17 protein-coding genes are annotated in these 18859 nt (G+C 55.9%); all 17 read right to left on the reverse strand.

The features are described 5' to 3' along the window. Window positions 1–27: 27 nt before the first annotated feature. Window positions 28–570: an ADP-ribose pyrophosphatase gene (locus CSA35_03550; GenBank protein PIE54951.1), complete on the reverse strand. Its 543-nt coding sequence runs from the start codon at window positions 568–570 to the stop codon at window positions 28–30. Between the two features lie 10 nt (window positions 571–580). Beyond that, on the reverse strand, window positions 581–1141 hold the full coding sequence (locus CSA35_03555; GenBank protein PIE54952.1) for a 2-oxoacid:ferredoxin oxidoreductase subunit gamma: 561 nt from the start codon (window positions 1139–1141) through the stop codon (window positions 581–583). A 17-nt stretch (window positions 1142–1158) separates the two neighbouring features. Continuing rightward, complete coding sequence (locus CSA35_03560; GenBank protein ID PIE54994.1) at window positions 1159–1866, reverse strand: 2-oxoglutarate oxidoreductase; 708 nt, start codon at window positions 1864–1866, stop codon at window positions 1159–1161. Between the two features lie 71 nt (window positions 1867–1937). After that, the gene (locus CSA35_03565; protein PIE54953.1) at window positions 1938–2996 is read right to left on the reverse strand and encodes a 3-methyl-2-oxobutanoate dehydrogenase subunit VorB; all 1059 of its coding nucleotides are present in this window, start codon (window positions 2994–2996) and stop codon (window positions 1938–1940) included. Window positions 2997–3012: 16 nt separating this feature from the next. Then, on the reverse strand, window positions 3013–3225 hold the full coding sequence (locus tag CSA35_03570) for a tungsten formylmethanofuran dehydrogenase (protein PIE54995.1): 213 nt from the start codon (window positions 3223–3225) through the stop codon (window positions 3013–3015). Window positions 3226–3268: 43 nt separating this feature from the next. After that, the gene (locus CSA35_03575) at window positions 3269–4066 is read right to left on the reverse strand and encodes a hypothetical protein (GenBank protein ID PIE54954.1); all 798 of its coding nucleotides are present in this window, start codon (window positions 4064–4066) and stop codon (window positions 3269–3271) included. Continuing rightward, window positions 4063–4998: a methionyl-tRNA formyltransferase gene (locus tag CSA35_03580; protein ID PIE54955.1), complete on the reverse strand. Its 936-nt coding sequence runs from the start codon at window positions 4996–4998 to the stop codon at window positions 4063–4065. Before CSA35_03580 ends, CSA35_03575 begins: the two co-directional genes overlap by 4 nt. Continuing rightward, window positions 4998–5489 carry a peptide deformylase gene (def, locus tag CSA35_03585; GenBank protein ID PIE54956.1) on the reverse strand — a complete coding sequence of 164 codons (492 nt, stop codon included), beginning with the start codon at window positions 5487–5489 and terminating at the stop codon, window positions 4998–5000. The genes CSA35_03580 and def overlap by 1 nt, the downstream gene beginning before the upstream one ends. A gap of 98 nt (window positions 5490–5587) precedes the next feature. After that, window positions 5588–7123, reverse strand: coding sequence for a 30S ribosomal protein S1 (locus CSA35_03590; GenBank protein ID PIE54957.1), 1536 nt, complete (start codon window positions 7121–7123; stop codon window positions 5588–5590). Beyond that, window positions 7116–7985, reverse strand: coding sequence for a 4-hydroxy-3-methylbut-2-enyl diphosphate reductase (gene ispH / locus CSA35_03595; GenBank protein ID PIE54958.1), 870 nt, complete (start codon window positions 7983–7985; stop codon window positions 7116–7118). Before ispH ends, CSA35_03590 begins: the two co-directional genes overlap by 8 nt. After that, complete coding sequence (locus CSA35_03600) at window positions 7982–8941, reverse strand: tRNA (adenosine(37)-N6)-dimethylallyltransferase MiaA (protein ID PIE54959.1); 960 nt, start codon at window positions 8939–8941, stop codon at window positions 7982–7984. The genes ispH and CSA35_03600 overlap by 4 nt, the downstream gene beginning before the upstream one ends. 4 nt (window positions 8942–8945) lie before the next feature. After that, window positions 8946–10676 (reverse strand): DNA mismatch repair protein MutL, encoded by a 1731-nt coding sequence (locus tag CSA35_03605; GenBank protein ID PIE54960.1) that lies wholly within the window; start codon window positions 10674–10676, stop codon window positions 8946–8948. Next, window positions 10673–13213 (reverse strand): DNA mismatch repair protein MutS, encoded by a 2541-nt coding sequence (locus CSA35_03610; protein ID PIE54996.1) that lies wholly within the window; start codon window positions 13211–13213, stop codon window positions 10673–10675. Before CSA35_03610 ends, CSA35_03605 begins: the two co-directional genes overlap by 4 nt. Window positions 13214–13242: 29 nt before the next feature. Next, on the reverse strand, window positions 13243–13665 hold the full coding sequence (locus CSA35_03615; protein PIE54997.1) for a Holliday junction resolvase RuvX: 423 nt from the start codon (window positions 13663–13665) through the stop codon (window positions 13243–13245). Next, a complete protein-coding gene (locus CSA35_03620; protein PIE54961.1) occupies window positions 13665–16301 on the reverse strand; it encodes an alanine--tRNA ligase in 2637 nt (878 codons plus the stop codon). The genes CSA35_03615 and CSA35_03620 overlap by 1 nt, the downstream gene beginning before the upstream one ends. A gap of 10 nt (window positions 16302–16311) precedes the next feature. Then, window positions 16312–17592 (reverse strand): amidohydrolase, encoded by a 1281-nt coding sequence (locus CSA35_03625; GenBank protein ID PIE54962.1) that lies wholly within the window; start codon window positions 17590–17592, stop codon window positions 16312–16314. Between the two features lies 1 nt (window position 17593). Further along, the gene (locus CSA35_03630) at window positions 17594–18844 is read right to left on the reverse strand and encodes an adenosylhomocysteinase (protein PIE54963.1); all 1251 of its coding nucleotides are present in this window, start codon (window positions 18842–18844) and stop codon (window positions 17594–17596) included. Between the last annotated feature and the right edge of the window lie 15 nt (window positions 18845–18859).

Raw genomic sequence — 18859 nt, forward strand, 5'->3', positions numbered from 1 at the left:
AAAAGTTGAGGGAGGTTCAAGCCTCCCTCAATGATATGGTATTTTCCGCTCCAACGCCAGTCGAGTTAGTATAGCGACGGTTTTTCCATCCCGGATGGTCTCGTCTCGAATCATCTCCCATACGGACGACCAAGGGAAACGTCGAACTGTGATGGATTCGTCGTCGTCGGCAGGAAGCTTAGAGGGAGTCAATCCCTCCGCGAGGAAAAGGAAAACAACCTCATCCGTGAAGCCTGGAGACACATACAGCCGTCCCAAAGGTTCCAGCCTCTGTGCCCGATAACCAATCTCCTCCTGAAGCTCTCGATGGGCCGTCTGTTCTGGTGTCTCCCCAGGTTCGATAAGGCCAGCGGGGATCTCAAAGAGCGTTTCCTGAACGGCGTACCGATACTGTTCGACCAAGAAAAGGCATTTATCCGAGATGGCGACGATCCCCACGGCCGGGGTATGTTCCACCACTTCCCTCTGGGTACGTCGTCCGTCAGGGAACTGAACGTTGTCCACACGAAGATTCAGGATTCGTCCTCTATAGACGGTATTTTTGCTGATGGTCTTTTCCTGACGATCCATGACGAGAACCTCAGGCCAGGAACTTTTCCGCCACAGCCACCCCTTTATCGAATGCTTGAAGGTTCATGGGGAGGAACTTAGGCTTCTTCGTCCCCAACTTCTCCTTGATGATATCGAGACAATCCTCCTGAGAGACGATCCCGGTTGCCTTGACGATCACCCCAAGCATGATGATGTTGGCCACTCGGTCACTTCCAAGTTCCTGAGCTATGACCTGGGCTGGCACGGGAATCACGGTGATGTCGGTCCGGGGATTGTCGTAGGTAACCAGGTCACTGTTGTAGATGAGATAACCGCCGGGCTTGACCTTAGGAGCAAACTTCTCCAAGGATGGCTGATTCATCACCAGCACCACATCGGCCTGGCCGACCACGGGAGAACCAATTTCCTCGCTGCTCACCACGCAGGAACAATTGGCTGTCCCCCCCCGCATCTCGGGTCCATACGCTGGGATCCAGGTGACGTGCCGCCCTTGATGGATTCCGGCATAGGCTACAAGCTGACCAAGCATCATAATGCCCTGACCACCAAACCCGGCAGCCAACAGGTCCATATAAAACCTATCCGACATTACAGTCTACCCCTTTCTTATTCAAAGTCCTTGTAGACACCGAGAGGATAGTAGGGGATCATATTCTCGATCTGCCATTCAAAGGCCTCCACGGGATTCATTCCCCAGTTGGTGGGACATGTGGATAAAACCTCGACGAAACAAAAGCCCCGGCCTTCTTTCTGATATCTGAAGGCTTTCTGAAACGCCTTCTTGGCCTGCATTATGTACTTGGGTTTCGCCAGGGAGACACGCTCAATGTAGGCCGGAGTTTCCAGTGTCGCCAGCAACTCGCAGATACGCATGGGGAAACCGGCAAGTGCGGGGTCTCGTCCCTCGGGGCAGGTAGTGGCCCTCTGACCGATCAGGGTTGTCGGGGCCATCTGACCACCGGTCATGCCATAGATAGCGTTGTTGATGAAGAACGTGCAAAACTTCTCGCCCCGGTTGGCGGCGTGGACGATCTCGGCCATGCCAATGGAGGCCAGGTCGCCGTCACCCTGGTACGTAAAGACGAACTTATCAGGAAGAACCCGTTTAATTCCGGTTGCCGTCGCGGGGGCCCGTCCGTGGGAGGCCTCTACGTAATCGATGTCGATGTAATCGTACATCATGGCGGCACAACCTACGGGAGACATGCTGATCGTCTCGTCCTGAATTCCCATTTCGTCTATAACCTCGCAGATCATACGATGAGCGATGCCGTGACCGCAGCCTGGACAATAATGGGTGTGAACCCCCCTCATCCACGATTTCGGACGTGAATACACCTTTGTCTCAACTTTTTCGGCAGTAGACGTAGTCATCGTGATACCCCCTATTTATCAAGGATGGACTTGCATTGCTCCTCGATCTCCTCGACCGAGGGAGCGACCCCTCCGCATCGACCGTAAAAGCTTACGGGGAAGCGGCTGCTGGTGGCGACCTTTACATCCTCCACCATCTGCCCCATGTTCATCTCCAGATCCAGGATGTGGGTCACTCTATCCGTCAGTTTTTTGAACGGCTCATAGGGGAAGGGAAACAGAGTGATCGGACGGATCATACCCACCTTATAGCCCGCCTCTCTCAGGTGTCCGAGAGCTGACTTGGCAATTCGGGCCGTCGTGCCATAGGAGGCGATGACCAGTTCGGCATCATCCAGGTGGAGTTCCTCCCACTGGACATCCTCCTGCATCTTGTCGTACTTCGCTTGGAGCTTGGCGTTGTGGGCCTCGAGGAGCTCGGCGGTCAGGTACATACTCTTGAGCAGACTCCGCTTCTTCCCGACTCGATCCCCCTTGTTTCCCAGCCCCCAGTCCTGCCATTTCCCCCGCTTTGTCTCATGGGGTCCGATATCCACGGGTTCCATCATTTGTCCCATAAAACCATCGGCCAGGATCATCACCGGATTTCTATACTTAAAGGCGTAGTCCCATGCGGATTGAACGACCTTCACGGTTTCCTGAAGGGTACTGGGAGCAAAGACCATAAGATGGTAATCTCCGTTGCCGCCGCCCTTGGTTGCCTGGAGATAGTCGGCCTGGGAGGGCAGTATACCGCCAAGCCCTGGACCGCCCCGCATCACGTTGACCACCACTGCGGGCAGTTCAGATCCAGCCAGATAGCTGAGTCCTTCGGACATAAGAGAGATCCCCGGACTGGACGATGTGGTCATGACCTGGTAGCCGGTAGCCGCAGCTCCCAGGATCATGTTGACCGACGCAACCTCGCTCTCCCCCTGGATATAGGTCCCTCCGTACTTGGGAAGATGGGCCGACATATACTCGGGAATCTCGTTCTGGGGCGTGATAGGATAGCCGAAGAAATACCGGCAACCTGCCTGAATGGCTGCCTCGGCAATTGCCTCGGTCCCTTTCATGAGCACCTTAGCCATACTTGAACTCCCCCTCCTACTTTTCCTTGTAAACCTCGATAACTGCGTCGGGACAAGAGATAGCGCACATCGCACACCCGATACAGCCGTCCTTGTACTGCTCCATTGGCCGATGTCCTCTCGCATTCAGGTGATCCGAGATCCGAAGCACCTTCACTGGACAGGCCGCTACGCAAAGACCGCAGCTTTTGCAGTACTCCTCAGAGACTACGATTCGTCCCTTTGCCATGAGCAACAACACCCCTCTCGTGTTTTTCGATACTCAAAGCTCTTTATGCCTTTCGTCCCTCCTGATGGAGGATTCGAGCCCCTTGATTTTTGGACGGCAGCCCGGTAGACCACAGGGCTCCCTCTTCCCAGGGTAGAAGCATATATCGGGAGACCGGCCATGGACTGGAAGACCTTTCGGCCAGACGCTGTTGGGCTTCATCGTCCATATGAGGAGGAACCCCAGCGTAGAGAACCGGCAGGTTGAGCTCCCTCCCAGCAGCTTCTACGAGATCAAGCCCCTCGCTCACCACGTCCATAGTTGTCTCGGTCATAAGGTGTGAATTGGATATCAACGCTCCTACCTTGAGTCCTCCGATCTCCTCCATTCGTTGCCTCATGGTCGTGATTCCCTCGACGGACGATGTCATGGGGCGATAGGCGTTCACTACGAGGATGAGAAGATACCCCACGGAGATCATACGTTCTCGATATTTTTTCAGGGCCAATGCACCTTCAGCATCACCACCTACGTCCAAAAGCAGACGACCATTAGGGTCCGACAGGGCCCAGTCTACCTGTGCGGTCACCAAGGGCATATCGGCCCACTTCGCCTTATCGGGCGCAGTGAGGACGGTAAAACCCTGCTCTTCCAGGGTATCCGAGACCTGCCTGATACAGAAATACGGGTTGATAATGTCCACATCGGCGATGGTGACCTTCTCACCAGCCAGACTGAAGCCCAGAGCTAAGTTGAGCACCCATTCAGTCTTCCCCGATCCTAATGCCCCAGTTACGGCGATGGATTTAGGCCAGGAGTACTTTTGGATAAGGGAGGAAAATCTCTTCGTATCGTGATTCATTCCATCAGTTCTCCTTCTTTGATATGAGAGCCTTTGGCCCACTCTCGAGCATCCATCCGTCGTCTGCCCTCCGGCTGGACCTCTCTCAGTCTCACTGCCCCCTTTTGACATTGGACCAAGGGGTATCCGTTCGTATCCAGACAAAAAACACCCACAAGAGGACCCTCTTGGCCTGGTAGCCAGTCGGTCCTCCATATCTTCAGGCGCTGAGATCTGAAAAGAACGTAGGCCCCCAAAGAGGGATTAAGGCCACGAACAAGGTTATGCACTTCGTTCGCCGGCCGTTCCCAGGAGATACGTGATTCGGATTTATCGATCTTTTTGGCGTAGGTCGCTCGGTCGGCGTCCTGTGGCTGGAGTGATAATTCCCCTTTACATATCAATTGTACCGTTTTTTTTAAGAGGGCGCTACCTATGTATGCAAGTCGGAAAAGTAATTCTCCACTTGTCTCTTCTGATTCTATCGTTATCGTTTGAGCGATCACGATAGGACCAGCGTCCATTTCGGGGATCAGTCGGAAAACGGTGACCCCCGTTTCGCTGGCTCCATCCATGATGGCTCGTTGGACCGGTGCGGCTCCTCGATACTCTGGCAGACGTGACGGATGGACGTTCAGACACCCTACGTGGGGTGCCGAAAGGAACGGTTCGTCTATTTTCTGTCCAAAGTCCACAACGAAGATCGCCTCTGGTGGGGATTCGGCGATAGCCCTGAGCAGAAAATCATCTTGGTTCACGTTGGCAGATCTATAGAGTCTCAGCCCCAGTTCGCATGCCTTCGCTTCGACTGGAGTTGGCTTGAGACTGAGTCCTCGACGGCCTGCGGGGCGGGGGGGCATGGTAATCGTCAGGTCGGGAAAGATCCCGTCTGAGCAGAGTCCATCCAGGCAATTGGCGCCGAAGCTCCCGCTTCCCATAAACCACAAAGACATTATGCCCTCTTTTTTCTCTTGAGCAGTTTTTTCTTTATCTGCTCTCGCTTTATAGAAGAGAGGTGGTCGATCATGAGTTTCCCACGAAGGTGGTCGATCTCATGACAGAAAGCCCGTGCCAGAAATCCCTCAGCCTCTATTTGTCGCATTTCTCCATTCTCGTTCTGGCTCTCAACCGTCACTCGTTCTGGTCTGGTGATGTCTTCGAAGATGTCGGGAAAGCTGAGACATCCTTCCTGCCCTCGCTGTTCACCTTCGCTTTTGATGATAAGCGGGTTGGACAGGACGTACAGGGTATCCCCGTAGAATACGACAGCCACGTCCAGGGATTCCCCTACCTGAGGCGCCGCCAGACCTACACCGTCGTATCGAAACATGAGGGTTTCCAGTTCTTTCACGAAGATACGGAACTCGTCGTCAAAGTTCTCAATTGGTCGAGTCGGTTTACGAAGCACCGGATCGGGGTAGATACGTAACTCCCGTTCTGTCATGCTACTGCCTCCTTTCTTTGGTCTTCGTTTCCGTTCTTTTTAAAAAACGCCATCCCCCCAGAGCGGAGGATGGCGTTTGTGACAGGGAAAACAGAAGGTTATTCTTGGTCAAAAAGAGTCCCAAAGGCGTCACCCAACGTGATGGGTGTTTCCTCAGACTGGAAGTTGGTCACGGGGCGCTCGGCTTCGCTCTTCCTCCGGCGTCCGCCTCCCGCCGGAGTGGCTTTGCTGCTCGCCGTTTTCCGATCCCCTTCCTCCAAGGCACTGAGGCTCAGCCTGATTCGGCGATCCGAGGAATTGACCTCGATGACTCGAGCCGTGATTTCCTGCCCCTCCGAGAGGACATCCCGAGGGTGATCGACTCGTCGGGTGCTGAGCTGAGAGATGTGAATCAATCCCTCAACGCCTTTCTCCAGCTCGACGAAGGCCCCAAAATCGGCCAGACGAACCACCTTCACCGGAACGTCCTGTCCCTTTTGATACTTCTCGTCGATACCGTCCCAGGGATCGTTGAGTTGTTTATACCCAAGGCTCAGGCGCTTACGCACCGAGTCCACGTTCAGAACGATGGTCTCGAGTTCCTGTCCTTTTTTAACGACCTCCTTGGGGTGCTTAATCCGAGCCCAGCTCAGATCGCCGATGTGGACGAGCCCCTCAATGCCAGGCTCCACCTCGACGAAGGCCCCAAAGTCCGTGACGTTGGTCACCACGCCTGTGGCCGTGTCCCCGTCCTTCCATCTTTCGGTGATGGTCTCCCACGGATCGTCCTTTGTCTGTTTCATACTCAGGGAGATTCGGTTATGCTCCTGATCTATGCCGATGACCTTAACCGTGACGGCATCGCCTTTTTTGACGATATCCTTGGGCTTGGCGTTCCTTTGCCAGGAAAGTTCGCTGATGTGAACCAGTCCGTCGATGGGGCCCAGGTTGACGAACACCCCAAAGGAGGTGAGACTGCTCACCGTGCCCTCCAGAACAGTGCCTTCGGAGACTTCCCTGTAGAAGGTTTCCCGCTGTTCCTTGAGCTCTTCGTCGAGAATGGCCCGTCGAGACAGGACAAGACGCCGTTTCCGCCGGTCCTTCTCCAGAAGCTCGACCTCGAACTCCTCGTCGATGAACTTTCCGGGATTGATCCCCCTGCCTTCCTCGGCGAGATGTGATATGGGAATGAACCCCTCTAGGGAGCAACAGTCCACCATGAGACCACCTTTAACCTTACGCAGGCCCCGAACAGGGAAGATCTTCTTGTCGCTGATGGTCTCCTCAAGGTTCTGCCAACGCCGGTCGAACTCGCAGCGCCAGCGACTGACTGTCAGTTGAGACTCCTCTCCTTGGCGGATACTGACGACCTGAACGTCCAAGTCCTGTCCGACGTCCGGCTCTGCACTGTCACCGACAAGGATGTGATGAGTCCATTCCCTCGTGGGGAGGAACCCCTCGCATTTGTAGCCCACGTCCACGAGCCACCCACCGTCAACCCGCCCAACGACCTTGCCGGAGATAACCTTGCCTCGCTGGATATCCTCCATACCTCCGGTGCTCTCAAGGAGTTCGGCCATAGTCATATCGGCAGATTCGTCCACGGTCTTGATCGTATCGTTCTCCGTTATGGTGTTTCGGATCTCTTCACTCATTTTTTTGACATCCCCCTGACGTCCAGCGATGATTATCCTCCATCGCTTGTTGTAGTTGTTCTATGAGCCAGTCCGGCGTGCTGGCACCGGCGGCAATTCCTACAGTCGCCTTTCCCGCCAACCACCTCCTATCCAGTTGATCCGCCTGCTCCACCCATACAGCCGGTGTTGCCGACTCCTGGGCGATTCGAAAAAGCTTTCCCGTATTAGCGCTGTTATGGCCTCCAATTACCACGATTCCGTCGACGAATCCCGCCAGAGAACGGACCGCATTTTGACGTTCGACTGTAGCACGACAGATGGTATTGAAAACCCGAACCTCTTTTGCCAGACCTACAGCATGAGCGACCAGAGCCTTGAGTGTCGATTCCTGTTGAGTCGTCTGGGATATAATACCAATTTTACCGATTTTTTCAACAGTATCGAGATCCTTCTTACCCGACACCACCAAAGAAGGTCCCTTGACATATCCAAGAATTCCCTTTATCTCCGGATGATTTTCGTCACCTAAGACAACGGGGAAATAGCCCTCCTCGGAGAGACGACCGGCCATTTGTTGGGCCTTCCTGACGAATGGACAGGTGCCATCGATGATCCTGGTCTCTTTTTCTTTCAGACGGGAAAGTACCGATGGGGCTACTCCGTGAGCCCGAATGAAGACTGCCTCACCTGGAGGCACCTGGGCGTCGTCATCGACCACAACTAACCCCTTGTCCTCCAGACGCCGGACCTCTTGAGGGTTATGAATGGGGCTTCCCATGCAGAATACCCGTCCTTGACGCTCCAGAGTTTCCTCCATGGTACGAATGGCCCGGGAGACGCCGAAACACAGCCCTGTAGGCTCGGCTATAAGCACGTTCATGGTACCAAATCCCCTGACGCAAGGTGTTTCCTGGAGTCATCAAGCATCGACAATAACACTTCATTATACATTATTTTTGAGAGGTCGTACCATCGAACTGGAAAAAAAGTCCGAAACCAGGTCATCTGACGTTTGGCAAACTGACGAGTCGCAACGACATCGGATTCGACCGCCTCGTCAAAAGTCATATGGCCTTGATGGTAGAGCACGAGTTCCCGATATCCGAAGCCCTTCATAGAGGGGAGATCTGGCGGGAATCCCTTATCCAGAAGCCATCGAACCTCCTCGGGATAGCCATTACCAAATTGCTCTCGAACCCGTCTGGCGATGGTGTCCGTCAACTCATCTCTGGGCCTGATCAACCCCAGGTAGAGCGGACTGTACCGACACGGGGTCTGAGAGGTCGGACGCTCATGCCACCACGAAAGTGGACGCCCCGAGATACGGTAGACCTCCAGGGCACGGATGACCCGGACAGAGTCGTTTGGATGAAGTCTCTGTGCGCTTTGGGGATCGGCCCTTTTAAGTTCGTCGTGGAGTGCTTGTCGTCCTTTCGACGAGACAGCTTGATCCATGAGCTCCTTTCGGACGATCGGATCCGATGGCACGTTCACCGTCAGGATCCCATCAAACAGAGCTCTGTAGTAGAAAGCAGTTCCCCCTACCAGAATAGGCGTTCGGCCTCGGGCTAAAATACGATCTATGGCTGACGACGCACGGTCGACGAAATCCGATGCGTTGAATATCTCGTCGGGGTCGACCACATCCAGGAGATGATGGATGATCTCCTTTCTCGTCAGTCCGTCGATTTTATCGGTCCCGACGTCCATATACCGATATACCTGGCGGGAGTCTACCGAGATGACCTCGCCATCCAGGGCTCGGGCCAGGTCGAGGCTTAAGGCAGTTTTCCCCACTGCCGTGGGACCGATAAGGGCGACTACAGGGATAGGCATAGGATCATCGCCTCTCAAAATGAGCTGCTATAGTGGCAGACCTCAGTCGAAACAGAGCTGGTCGACCGTGAGGACACGCTGAAGGAGTATCACATAGCAGCAGGCGTTGCCAAAGAACCTGAGCCTCCTCGGGGGTGAGGGACCAGGTGAGTTTCACCGAAGAACGGCAGGCCACGGTGGCCCATCGGAGCCAGATCACCTCTCGGTTCTGGTTCTCCTCCGCCAGGCCGATAAGCGTCGTTCGAAGGAGGTCTAAAGGGGGAATAGACGCTCCCTTAGGAATGTCGGGAATACCTCGAAGAACAGTTCTCCCATCGTTGGTATCAAGGGAGAAAGCGAGGGCATGAAGCTCATCGATTTTGGGTTCTGCCTCAGAGGAGAGGGTGGGAGGCAGCTCTATCGGAACGGCCAGGAGCTGGGAACCATATCCTTTCGAACATCTTTCCCTGATCGTCTCGAAGTTGATCCGCTCGTGAGCAGCGTGGGGATCGATGAGTATCAGGTCACCCCGATCGTCGAAGAGCAGATATCCCGACGTTAACTGCCCCATGTAGACAGGGGAGGGGAGAGCGTCAGAAGGAGGCGTATCCCGCTTCACAGATGGATGAGACTCCTTCTCTGTTGGTTCAAAAAGTTGGTGAGATTCAGTAGCGGGAAAAGGTTCAATCCTTCGAAACAGGGACTCCCCCCGGGGGGGAGCCGCATATCGGGATGGAGAGGCAACCTGAAGAGGAGCATGATCCGTCGGGGAACGGGAGGTATTTCCATCAAACCACACGGGACAGTCGTTCTTCATGGATGCTGCCGCCTCTCTCACAGCTGCGAAAAGGTCACTTCCACGTCGGAAAAGGACCTCGGCCTTGGCTGGATGGACGTTCACGTCAACCTCCGACGGGGCCGTCTCGATCCAGACGGCCCAGTTGCCCCCTGGATGGGTCTCCCCTGAGGAGACAGCTGCCCGGATAGTCCCGTCGTCGATTCTTCGTCCGTTGACGAAAGCCATGAGAGAGATCCGAGAGCTCGCCAATCTCTGCCACCACACGGTCACTCTGTAGGGGCCCTGAGCCCCTGATGCCGTTGAGACAGGAGGCTCGTCTCCCCAAAGTCGGCGAAGCACCGACAGACGATTGCCACCGCCGGAGCTCTCGTAGACCTTTCGTTCATCGCTGTGAAGGACGAAGGCCACATCAGGATTGGCCACACTCAATTCCTGAAGCAGCCTGGATATACGACGAAGTTCGGCCCCTGAGCTTTTCAGGAACTTCCGTCTTGCAGGGAGGTTGAAAAACAGGTCGTCAACCTGAACCCTGGTGCCAGGACGGCAGTTTTGTTCCTCGACCGAGATAGGACCGCCACCCTGAACCCGAAGCCACCCTCCTGTGGATTTGCCTTCAGCCCTGCTGCGAATATCCAGACGGCTCACCGCCGCCATGCTCGCAAGAGCCTCTCCTCGATACCCTAAGGTGTCGATGGACTCCAGATCCTCGAGGGAGAGGATCTTGCTTGTGGCGTGCCTCTCCACGGCCAGAGGAAGATCCTCCAGAGGGATTCCTCCACCGTCGTCCTCCACCATCATGGAGAGCCGACCACCCTGAACGGTCGAGACCACGATACGTCGTGCACCGGCATCCAAACTATTCTCTACCAATTCCTTGATCACGGATACGGGGCGTTCAATAACCTCCCCGGCGGCGATTCTCATCGCTACCGATTGGGAAAGCTGGTGTATTTTCAAGGGGACACCGCCTTTCTCGCCTCGTCCCGAAGCTCATATAGCTTCTCAAGAGCCTGGATGGGCGTCATGTCATCGGGTCGAAGAGCTGCCAGTTCCTGGATCAGGGCGTCGCCCTTCAGGTCGAAAAACTCCATCTGAACCGACGGCTCGGGAACTGGAGAACGGCGATCTCCATCGGCTTCGAATCGCTCCAAAAGCTCCTGTGCCCGGCAGAGAACGACTCTTGGCAGACCGGCCAACCGGGCGACCTCCACGCCGTAAGATCGGTCGGCAGGGCCAGGAACCACCCGATGCAAAAACGTAACGCCATCGGGGCGTTCTTCCACTTCCACCCGGAGGTTCCATGCATGGGAAAGCCCCCCTTCCAGGGCTGTCAGTTCATGATAGTGGGTTGCAAAGAGAACTTTAGGAGATCGGCCACAGGCACCGTGAAGAAACTCCAGTACTGCCCAGGCGATGCTCATGCCGTCGTATGTCGACGTCCCCCTGCCGACCTCGTCCAGGATCACAAGGCTCCGGTCCGTCACGTTATGAAGGATGTTCGCCGTCTCCACCATCTCCACCATGAAGGTACTGTTGCCGAAAGCCAGCTCATCCCGCGCGCCCAAGCGGGTGAACACCCGGTCGTAAAGCCCGAACTCGGCCGACTCGGCTGGAACTGCGCATCCCATCTGAGCCATAATGACCAACAAGGCTGCCATGCGAAGATAGGTGGACTTACCAGCCATATTGGGGCCCGTAACGATAGCCACGCGGTGGTGATCCGTCACGAGATGAATATCGTTGGGCACAAAGGGGACCTCCCTTTGAATTGCCTCCACGACAGGATGGCGTCCCCCACATACGTGCATATCGGATCCCTCGACAAAGCTTGGCCGGACATAGCCTCTCTCAATGGCGACCTCCGTCAAGGACGCAAGGACATCCAGAGTTCCCAATGCTCGCCCCAGCTGCTGGAGTGGCTCTGTCTGAGCGAGAGTCGTCTGGATCAGTTCCCGATAGAGAAGGGCCTCTCTCTCCCTCGTCTCGCTCTCGGCAGAGGTCATGTGTTCCTCAAAATCCCTGAGTTCGGCCGTCGTGTATCGTTCGGCCGATACCAAAGTCTGACGACGTTGATAATCCTCTGGAAGCGTCATATCGGTCTTCATGGAGCTCTTGCTGATCTCGACGTAATAGCCAAAAACCCGGGAGAAGCCCGCCTTCAGCTTGGGCAAACCCAGACGGATTCGTTCCCGGGCGAGAAAGTCCTCCAACCATTGATGGCCCTTCCGGGCAAAATCCCGCCATCGGTCCAGCTCCTCATCGTATCCATCCCGAATCACCGTGCCATTGCCCAGAATTCGGGGAGGACTCGCCTCCAGAGCCCGAGACAACGTAGCTCCCAGCTCTTCCAGTTCACGAGGAAATAGGACGAGGGCCTCAAGTCCAGATTTTTTCAAGGCGTCAATCACGCAGGGAGCAGCCATCAAGGTCTCCCGAAGGGCTGAGAGATCTCGTGGAGTTCCTGATCTGAGATGGAGACGAGCCAGGGCACGTTCCACGTCACGACATTGGGCCAGAGCCGATTGAAGGGACTGAAGAGACGAAGGGCATCCTCTCAGACAATCCTGGATATCCAGCCGTTCGCCGATGGAGCGGACATCCAGAAGAGGGCGGGAAATCCACTCCCGAAGAATTCGCCGGCCACAGCCGGTTCGACATCGGTTCAGAACCGAATAGAGTGATGGACCATCGCCCTCGAAGAGTTCCAAATTTCTCTGGGTCGTGACGTCCAGATGAAGGAATCGATCGGACCTGAGGAGAGTCAAACCTCGAACGTGTTCAGCAGCACCGAATTGAGTTTCCTCCAGATATCGAAGAAGTCCGGCAGCGACCCCCGCCTCGGGGCTGTCGTCGAGCACACCGAAGCCCTGAAGAGACCCCACATCCCACCGATGTTTGAGCCACCTGGTTCCTCCGGTCGGGTCGAACTCCTCCTTTGGGAGCTCCACCGGTGATCTCAGGCTGAAAGCTCTCTTCGACGTACCGGCTGTGCCTCGGGGCACCAGAACTTCAGCTCCATCACAGGAGGCGAAAAATCCCTGGGCTTCGCCAAAATCCAGGAGGCCCACCTGGAGTGATCCCGTCCCGGGCTCGAGAGTTCCAACCGCCCATCTCTCCCGCCCTACAGGCATCACGGCCGCCAGTCGACCATCTTCTCCAGCCTCCTCGGGAAGATAGGTCCCCGGGGTGACCAACCGAACGACCTCCCGTTCAACGAGAGTTCGGCCGTCAGGCTCGGTTATTTGCTCGCAGATGGCCACGTTGAAACCCTTTCGAACAAGTTTCCCCAGATATCCCTCAACAGCATGATAGGGAACACCTGCCATGGGAATTCGCTTCCCCTGGTCCCGGGCTGTCAGAGCTATGTCCAGTGCCTCGGATGCCACCAAAGCATCGTCGAAGAATAGCTCGTAGAAATCGCCCATCCGAAAAAAGAGAAGAGCCTGAGGATACCGATTTTTCCAGTGAACGAACTGCTCAAGCATGGGGGTCATTCTGACCCCTTCGGGGAGGTGAAAACCGCTCACGGTTCGACTGTCCTTCGGGTGTCCAGATAGGTTTGAAGAATTACCGATGCGGCCAGTTTGTCGACCACGGCCCGGCGCTTCTTTCGGGAGAGATCACCCTGAATGAGCACCTGGTTCGCGATGGTCGAGCTATACCGCTCGTCCACCGGTATAATCGTCACATCCGGGAACGTCTCTCGAATTTGTCTCATATTCTCCTCCACCTTGAGAGCCGACGGTCCCCTGGTGCCGTCTTCCCGGATGGGAAGGCCCACCACCACGGTGGAAGCCCCCGTCGATCTCAACAGATCTCCCAGATTGCACAACCAGTCATTCCTTGCGTCCCATTGAGCGACCCCCTGGGCAAAAGTCCCCAGGGGGTCGCTCACGGCAACTCCGATGCGGACCATCCCCAGGTCGAGGCCGACGATCCGTTCAATCACTGAAGAAACCCCTCTACGACTTTTCGGGACTCCTCCAGAGCATGGGAAGTCCCATCGGTTCTGGGCCCTCCTGCCTGGGCCATGGTCGCCTTTCCACCGCCCTTGCCTCCAACGAAAGCCGCCACCTCTTTGACGATCTTGCCAGCGTGAAGTCCCTTCTCGACGGCGCTGGGCCCAACCATACAGATCATCTGAGTTCGCTCTGGTCCATCCGAGGCCAGAATGACCACCGATCCTGAATCCTTGTCCTTGATGCTGTCCCCCACCTCTCGAAGCCGATCAGCGTTGACGCCGTCGATGGCCGCCGTGTATAAGGTGATACCGTCAGCCAAGGAAGTCTTGACAACTCCCTTGTCGAGATCCTCCATGGCCGATTGAAGGGTCAGCCGTTGGAGCTCCTTCTGCAGAGCCCGGTTCTCCCGCTCCATGGCGTCAAGTCGCTCCACCAGCTTGGTCGGCTGAACACCGAGACGTCCCGACAGCTCTTTCAAAACCGACACGGTCTCCTGATAGCGATGGAGGGCACACATGCCGGTGACCGCTATGATCCGCCGAACCCCTGAGCCCACGCTCTCCTCGGACACGATCTTGAACAGGCCGATATCCCCCGTGGCTGTTACGTGGACGCCACCGCAGAGCTCGGTGGAAAAATCGCTCACCGCGACGATCCGAACGCGATCGCCATATTTTTCCTCGAAGAGAGCCTTAGCCCCCTTCTCCCTGGCTGCTGCCATGTCGGTCTCCTCCACGGTCAACCTGTGGTTCTTTTGGATCTCTCTGTTGACGGCAACCTCGACCTTCGCGATCTCCTCAGGGCTCAGGGGGTCAAAGTGGGTGTAGTCGAAGCGAAGAAACCGATCCGAGACGAGGGATCCATTTTGACGGACATGCCCTCCCAGCACTCGAATCAGAGCTTCGTGGAGAAGATGGGTGGCCGTGTGATTCTGTGTCACGGCCGTTCTCCGTCCACCATCGACATCCGTATCGGCCCGATCTCCGACTGTAATTTGCCCCCGTCGAACGACGCCCTTGTGAAGGATCAGATCACCTGAGGCGTACACGGTGTCGTTCACCTGAATCTCGTATCGCTCCCCCTGGATGACCCCCTGGTCCCCCACCTGGCCGCCTCGTTCGGCGTAGAAAGAGGTCCTGTTCAGGATCACTCCGATCTCATCACCTTCCTGAGCCTGCTCCACCACCTCACCGTCTGCGACCAGGGCCAAAACCTCGCTCTGGGCGGAGAGTCCGTCGTAGCCCAAAAACTCCGTAGCTCCATGCTGAGACAGAAGCTCGGCGTAGAGATCACCAGTTAGGATAGCCCCCATGTGTTTGCTCGACGAACGAGCACGTTCCCTCTGACACTCCATCTCAGACCGAAAAGCCTCTTCGTCCACAGACAACCCCTGTTCCCTACATATCTCCACGGTCAACTCCAGAGGGTACCCGTAGGTATCGTACAGTTCGAAAGCCACATCTCCTGCCAGGACAGAGCCACCAGCCTGAAGCGCTTGGCTGATCTCCCGGCTGAGCAATTCTCCGCCCTGCTCCAGAGCTCGGCTGAATCGTTTCTCCTCGACAGCGACGACCTGCTCGATGGTCAGTCGATTGCAGAGGAGTTCCCTGTAGGGATCGGCCATAATCTCCAAGACAACTGGTATCAGATCGGTCAGAAAAGGGCGATCGAGGCCGATAAGCCGCCCGTATCGGGCAGCCCGTCGAAGAAGTCGGCGAAGCACATACCCCTGGCCGTCGTTGGCTGGAAGGATGCCATCGGCAATCATGAAAGCTACGGCTCGAACGTGGTCGGAGATCACCTTTGCTGCCATATCTCCCTCGGGAGTCCCACCGAAGGTGATACCAGCCATGGAGCAGGTTCGATCGATCAGGGGACGGAACAAATCCGTCTCAAAATCGTTGCTTACACCCTGAATCAGGGACGTCAGCCGTTCGAGTCCCATCCCCGTATCGATATTCTTTCGGGGAAGCGGTAAAAGCGTTCCATCCTCCTGACGGTCATATTGGGTAAAGACGTGGTTCCATATCTCAAGAAAGCGATCGCAGTCGCATCCTGGGGCGCAGTCAGGGCCGCAGCTAAAATCAGGGCCTTGGTCGTAGAGAATCTCCGAGTCGGGGCCACAGGGACCAACGGGCCCCATAAACCAAAAGTTCTCATCTTCTCCGAAACGAAGGATCCGATTCGACGACAGCCCCACCAGGTCAGTCCACACCGTATACGCTTCCTCGTCGTCTTTATAGATGGTGGCATACATTCGATCGGGATCGAGGCCGAGGGCCTCCGTCAGAAATTCCCATCCCCAGGTTATGGACTCCTTCTTGAAATACCCTCCCCAGCTGAAATTACCCAACATCTCGAAAAACGTGTGATGCCGAGCCGTCCGTCCAACGTTATCGATATCGTTCGTCCGAACGCATTTTTGCGACGTCACGACACTTCTCGTATCCGGCTCAGCCATGCCCAAATAGAACTTTTTAAAGGGCACCATACCTGCGATGGTGAACAAAACCGTAGGATCCTCGGGAACCAGCGAAAAACTTTCATAGTGCCTGGCCCCTTTAGACACCCAGAAGTCTATAAACAGCTGACGGATCTCCCGACCGCTTCTCCACTTCATATCTTCTCGGTCACTCCTTTGCCTCTGTCAGGTCGGTCCTTGCCTGTCGGGCGTTTCGAAGCACGTCCTCCACATCCTGACCGGGGAACGTCCCGTCCCTGTAAATCCATCGTCCCCTCGAAAGGGTCCCTTTCACGTCGGCCGACGACCCGGCATACACCAGATACATCCCCAGGTTGTCACCGTCCAGACCGACATACTGAGGACGGTCAAGATCCACGATCATGAGATCAGCGTCCCATCCCGGCCGAATTCGACCGGAGCGAGGAAAACCGAGGGCTCGATACCCCCCATAGGTGGCCGCCTCCAAAACCTGGGCGGCTGTGACGGTTGTGGGGTCCTGGTTCACCCCTTTGTGAATCAGGGCCATGGATCGCATCTCATTCCACATGTCCAGCCGGTTATTACTGGCTGCTCCGTCGGTCCCCAAAGCCACAGAGACCCCAGCGTCGATCCATCCGGGAACCGGCGCAACACCACTTCCCAACTTCAGGTTGCTCCCCGGATTATGGACCACGGTGACGCCATAGTTGACAAGAAAGTTGAGTATATCGTCGGGGATCCATACACCGTGAGCCAAAATAAGCCCGGGTGTGTCCAGTAACCCCGAACGTTCCAGATACTCCAGAGGCTCGCATCCCAGCTCGTCCCGCAGGTATCCCAGCTCCCACTGAGCCTCCAGGAAGTGAATGTGAACCGAAAGTCCCCGATTTCTAGCCAGATCGGTAATCTCCCGAAGGGCGTTCATCGGTACCGTGTATGGAGCGTGGGGGCCCATCTGAACCGTGATGTCAGGATCGTCCTTAAAGACGTCCGCCAGTTCCACGCCCTCTGTGATTTTGTGTGCATCGCCGCCCACGATACCCCGACACAGGCCACACCGCATCCCAGCGTCTCTGGCAGCTTGGCCCACCTGGTCCATCTCAAAATACATATCTCCGAAACAGACCGTTCCTGTAGACGCCATCTCCAACAGGGCTGACCGAGCCCCCCAATAGATCCTCTCAGGGGTCAGTCGAGCCTCAACGGGCCAGATACGCTGTTCGAGCCACTCCATAAGGGGACGCTCCTCCCCCAGCCCTCGGAGGAGAACCATGGCGGCATGAGTGTGACAGTTCACCAGCGCGGGAAGGACCGCTATCCGTCCTCGTCCGTCAAATACCTGGTTGCCCTCGAGGGTACCCGGAGCATCTACCGCCTTGATGCACCCGTCCTGGATCAGGACATCCCCTCGGTTCCCTTGATCCATGGAGCCATCCAGAAGCCAGACATCCCTCAGAAGGAGGGACACTTCACTCTCTCCAGTCACTCATATAGGCGGTCTGGGCCTCGGTCATCTCATCCAGTGAGATATCCAGAGACTCCAGTTTAGTCGTCACAACGAACCGATCCACATCGGCTGGCACCGGGTACAGTTTAGGCTCCATCTCCCCGTAGTGTCTGTAGACGTAGAGCGCCGAGAGAAGTTGAAGGGCAAAGCTCAGATCCATAATCTCGATGGGGTGACCATCGCCTGCGGCCAGATTCACCAATCTCCCCTCGCCCAGGAGGTAGAGTCGTCGGCCATCGGGCATACGATAACAGGTCACGTTGGGACGAACCTCGAAACACTCCTGAGCAGCCTCGGCAAGATCTGTCTTCGATATCTCCACGTCAAAATGACCGGCGTTACCCAGAAGAGCACCGTCCTTCATGAGTTTTACGTGACGGGCCGAGATAACATCTACGTTTCCCGTCAGGGTCAGGAAAATATCTCCCAGCGGAGCTGCCTGATCCATAGTCATCACGTTATGACCATCCATCAAGGCCTCAAAAGCCTTGTGAGGATCGATCTCCGTCACGATCACTCGGGCACCAAGGGCCTGAGCTCTCATCGCTACCCCTCGGCCACACCAGCCGTACCCTGCTACCACCACAGTCTTTCCGGCGATGAGGTTGTTAGTGGTTCGCATCACACCGTCCCATACCGACTGGCCCGTTCCGTACCGATTATCAAAGAGATATTTGCTATCTGCGTCGTTGACCGAGATCATCGGGAATGGAAGAACCCCCTGGCGTTCCATGGCCTTGAGGCGTTTCACTCCCGAGGTCGTCTCCTCAGAGCCGCCGCGTACGGTACCGATCAAATCTTTTCTCTCGTTCAAAAGAGTTGCGATCAAGTCAGCTCCATCGTCGACAATCACCTCGGGGTCACAGCTGAGTACGTCCCGGAGGTAGCCCAGATATGCCTCTGGAGCCATACCCCGATGGCTGAAAACATGGATACCCTCCGTGACCAAGGCAGCACAGACATCGTCCTGGGTAGATAAAGGATTGCTTCCGGCAGCGTACACCCGCGCTCCCAGACGGTGAAAAGTGCGGAGAAGACAGGCTGTCTTCGCCTCAAGATGAAGACAGGCAGCCAGACGAACCCCTGCCAAAGGCTGCTCGTCTCGGTATCTTTCCTCAAGAGACGACAGGACCGGCATGTACTGCCAAGCCCAACGAAGTTTTTCCTGTCCCTTAGGGGCTAGCTTCATATCCGCGATAAAAAAGTCCTTCATCGTATACTTCCTCCT

Origin of the sequence: Dethiosulfovibrio peptidovorans (assembly GCA_002748665.1) — a bacterium.
GTDB classification, from domain to species: domain Bacteria; phylum Synergistota; class Synergistia; order Synergistales; family Dethiosulfovibrionaceae; genus Dethiosulfovibrio; species Dethiosulfovibrio peptidovorans_A.

Excerpts from the sequence above, each read along its gene's own strand:
- CSA35_03550 (PIE54951.1), bottom strand. The coding sequence starts at position 570 with ATGGATCGTCAGGAAAAGACCATCAGCAAAAATACCGTCTATAGAGGA.
- CSA35_03555 (PIE54952.1), bottom strand. The coding sequence starts at position 1,141 with ATGTCGGATAGGTTTTATATGGACCTGTTGGCTGCCGGGTTTGGTGGT.
- CSA35_03560 (PIE54994.1), bottom strand. The coding sequence starts at position 1,866 with ATGAGGGGGGTTCACACCCATTATTGTCCAGGCTGCGGTCACGGCATC.
- CSA35_03565 (PIE54953.1), bottom strand. The coding sequence starts at position 2,996 with ATGGCTAAGGTGCTCATGAAAGGGACCGAGGCAATTGCCGAGGCAGCC.
- CSA35_03570 (PIE54995.1), bottom strand. The coding sequence starts at position 3,225 with ATGGCAAAGGGACGAATCGTAGTCTCTGAGGAGTACTGCAAAAGCTGC.
- CSA35_03575 (PIE54954.1), bottom strand. The coding sequence starts at position 4,066 with ATGAATCACGATACGAAGAGATTTTCCTCCCTTATCCAAAAGTACTCC.
- CSA35_03580 (PIE54955.1), bottom strand. The coding sequence starts at position 4,998 with ATGTCTTTGTGGTTTATGGGAAGCGGGAGCTTCGGCGCCAATTGCCTG.
- def (PIE54956.1), bottom strand. The coding sequence starts at position 5,489 with ATGACAGAACGGGAGTTACGTATCTACCCCGATCCGGTGCTTCGTAAA.
- CSA35_03590 (PIE54957.1), bottom strand. The coding sequence starts at position 7,123 with ATGAGTGAAGAGATCCGAAACACCATAACGGAGAACGATACGATCAAG.
- ispH (PIE54958.1), bottom strand. The coding sequence starts at position 7,985 with ATGAACGTGCTTATAGCCGAGCCTACAGGGCTGTGTTTCGGCGTCTCC.
- CSA35_03600 (PIE54959.1), bottom strand. The coding sequence starts at position 8,941 with ATGCCTATCCCTGTAGTCGCCCTTATCGGTCCCACGGCAGTGGGGAAA.
- CSA35_03610 (PIE54996.1), bottom strand. The coding sequence starts at position 13,213 with ATGACCCCCATGCTTGAGCAGTTCGTTCACTGGAAAAATCGGTATCCT.
- CSA35_03620 (PIE54961.1), bottom strand. The coding sequence starts at position 16,301 with ATGAAGTGGAGAAGCGGTCGGGAGATCCGTCAGCTGTTTATAGACTTC.
- CSA35_03630 (PIE54963.1), bottom strand. The coding sequence starts at position 18,844 with ATGAAGGACTTTTTTATCGCGGATATGAAGCTAGCCCCTAAGGGACAG.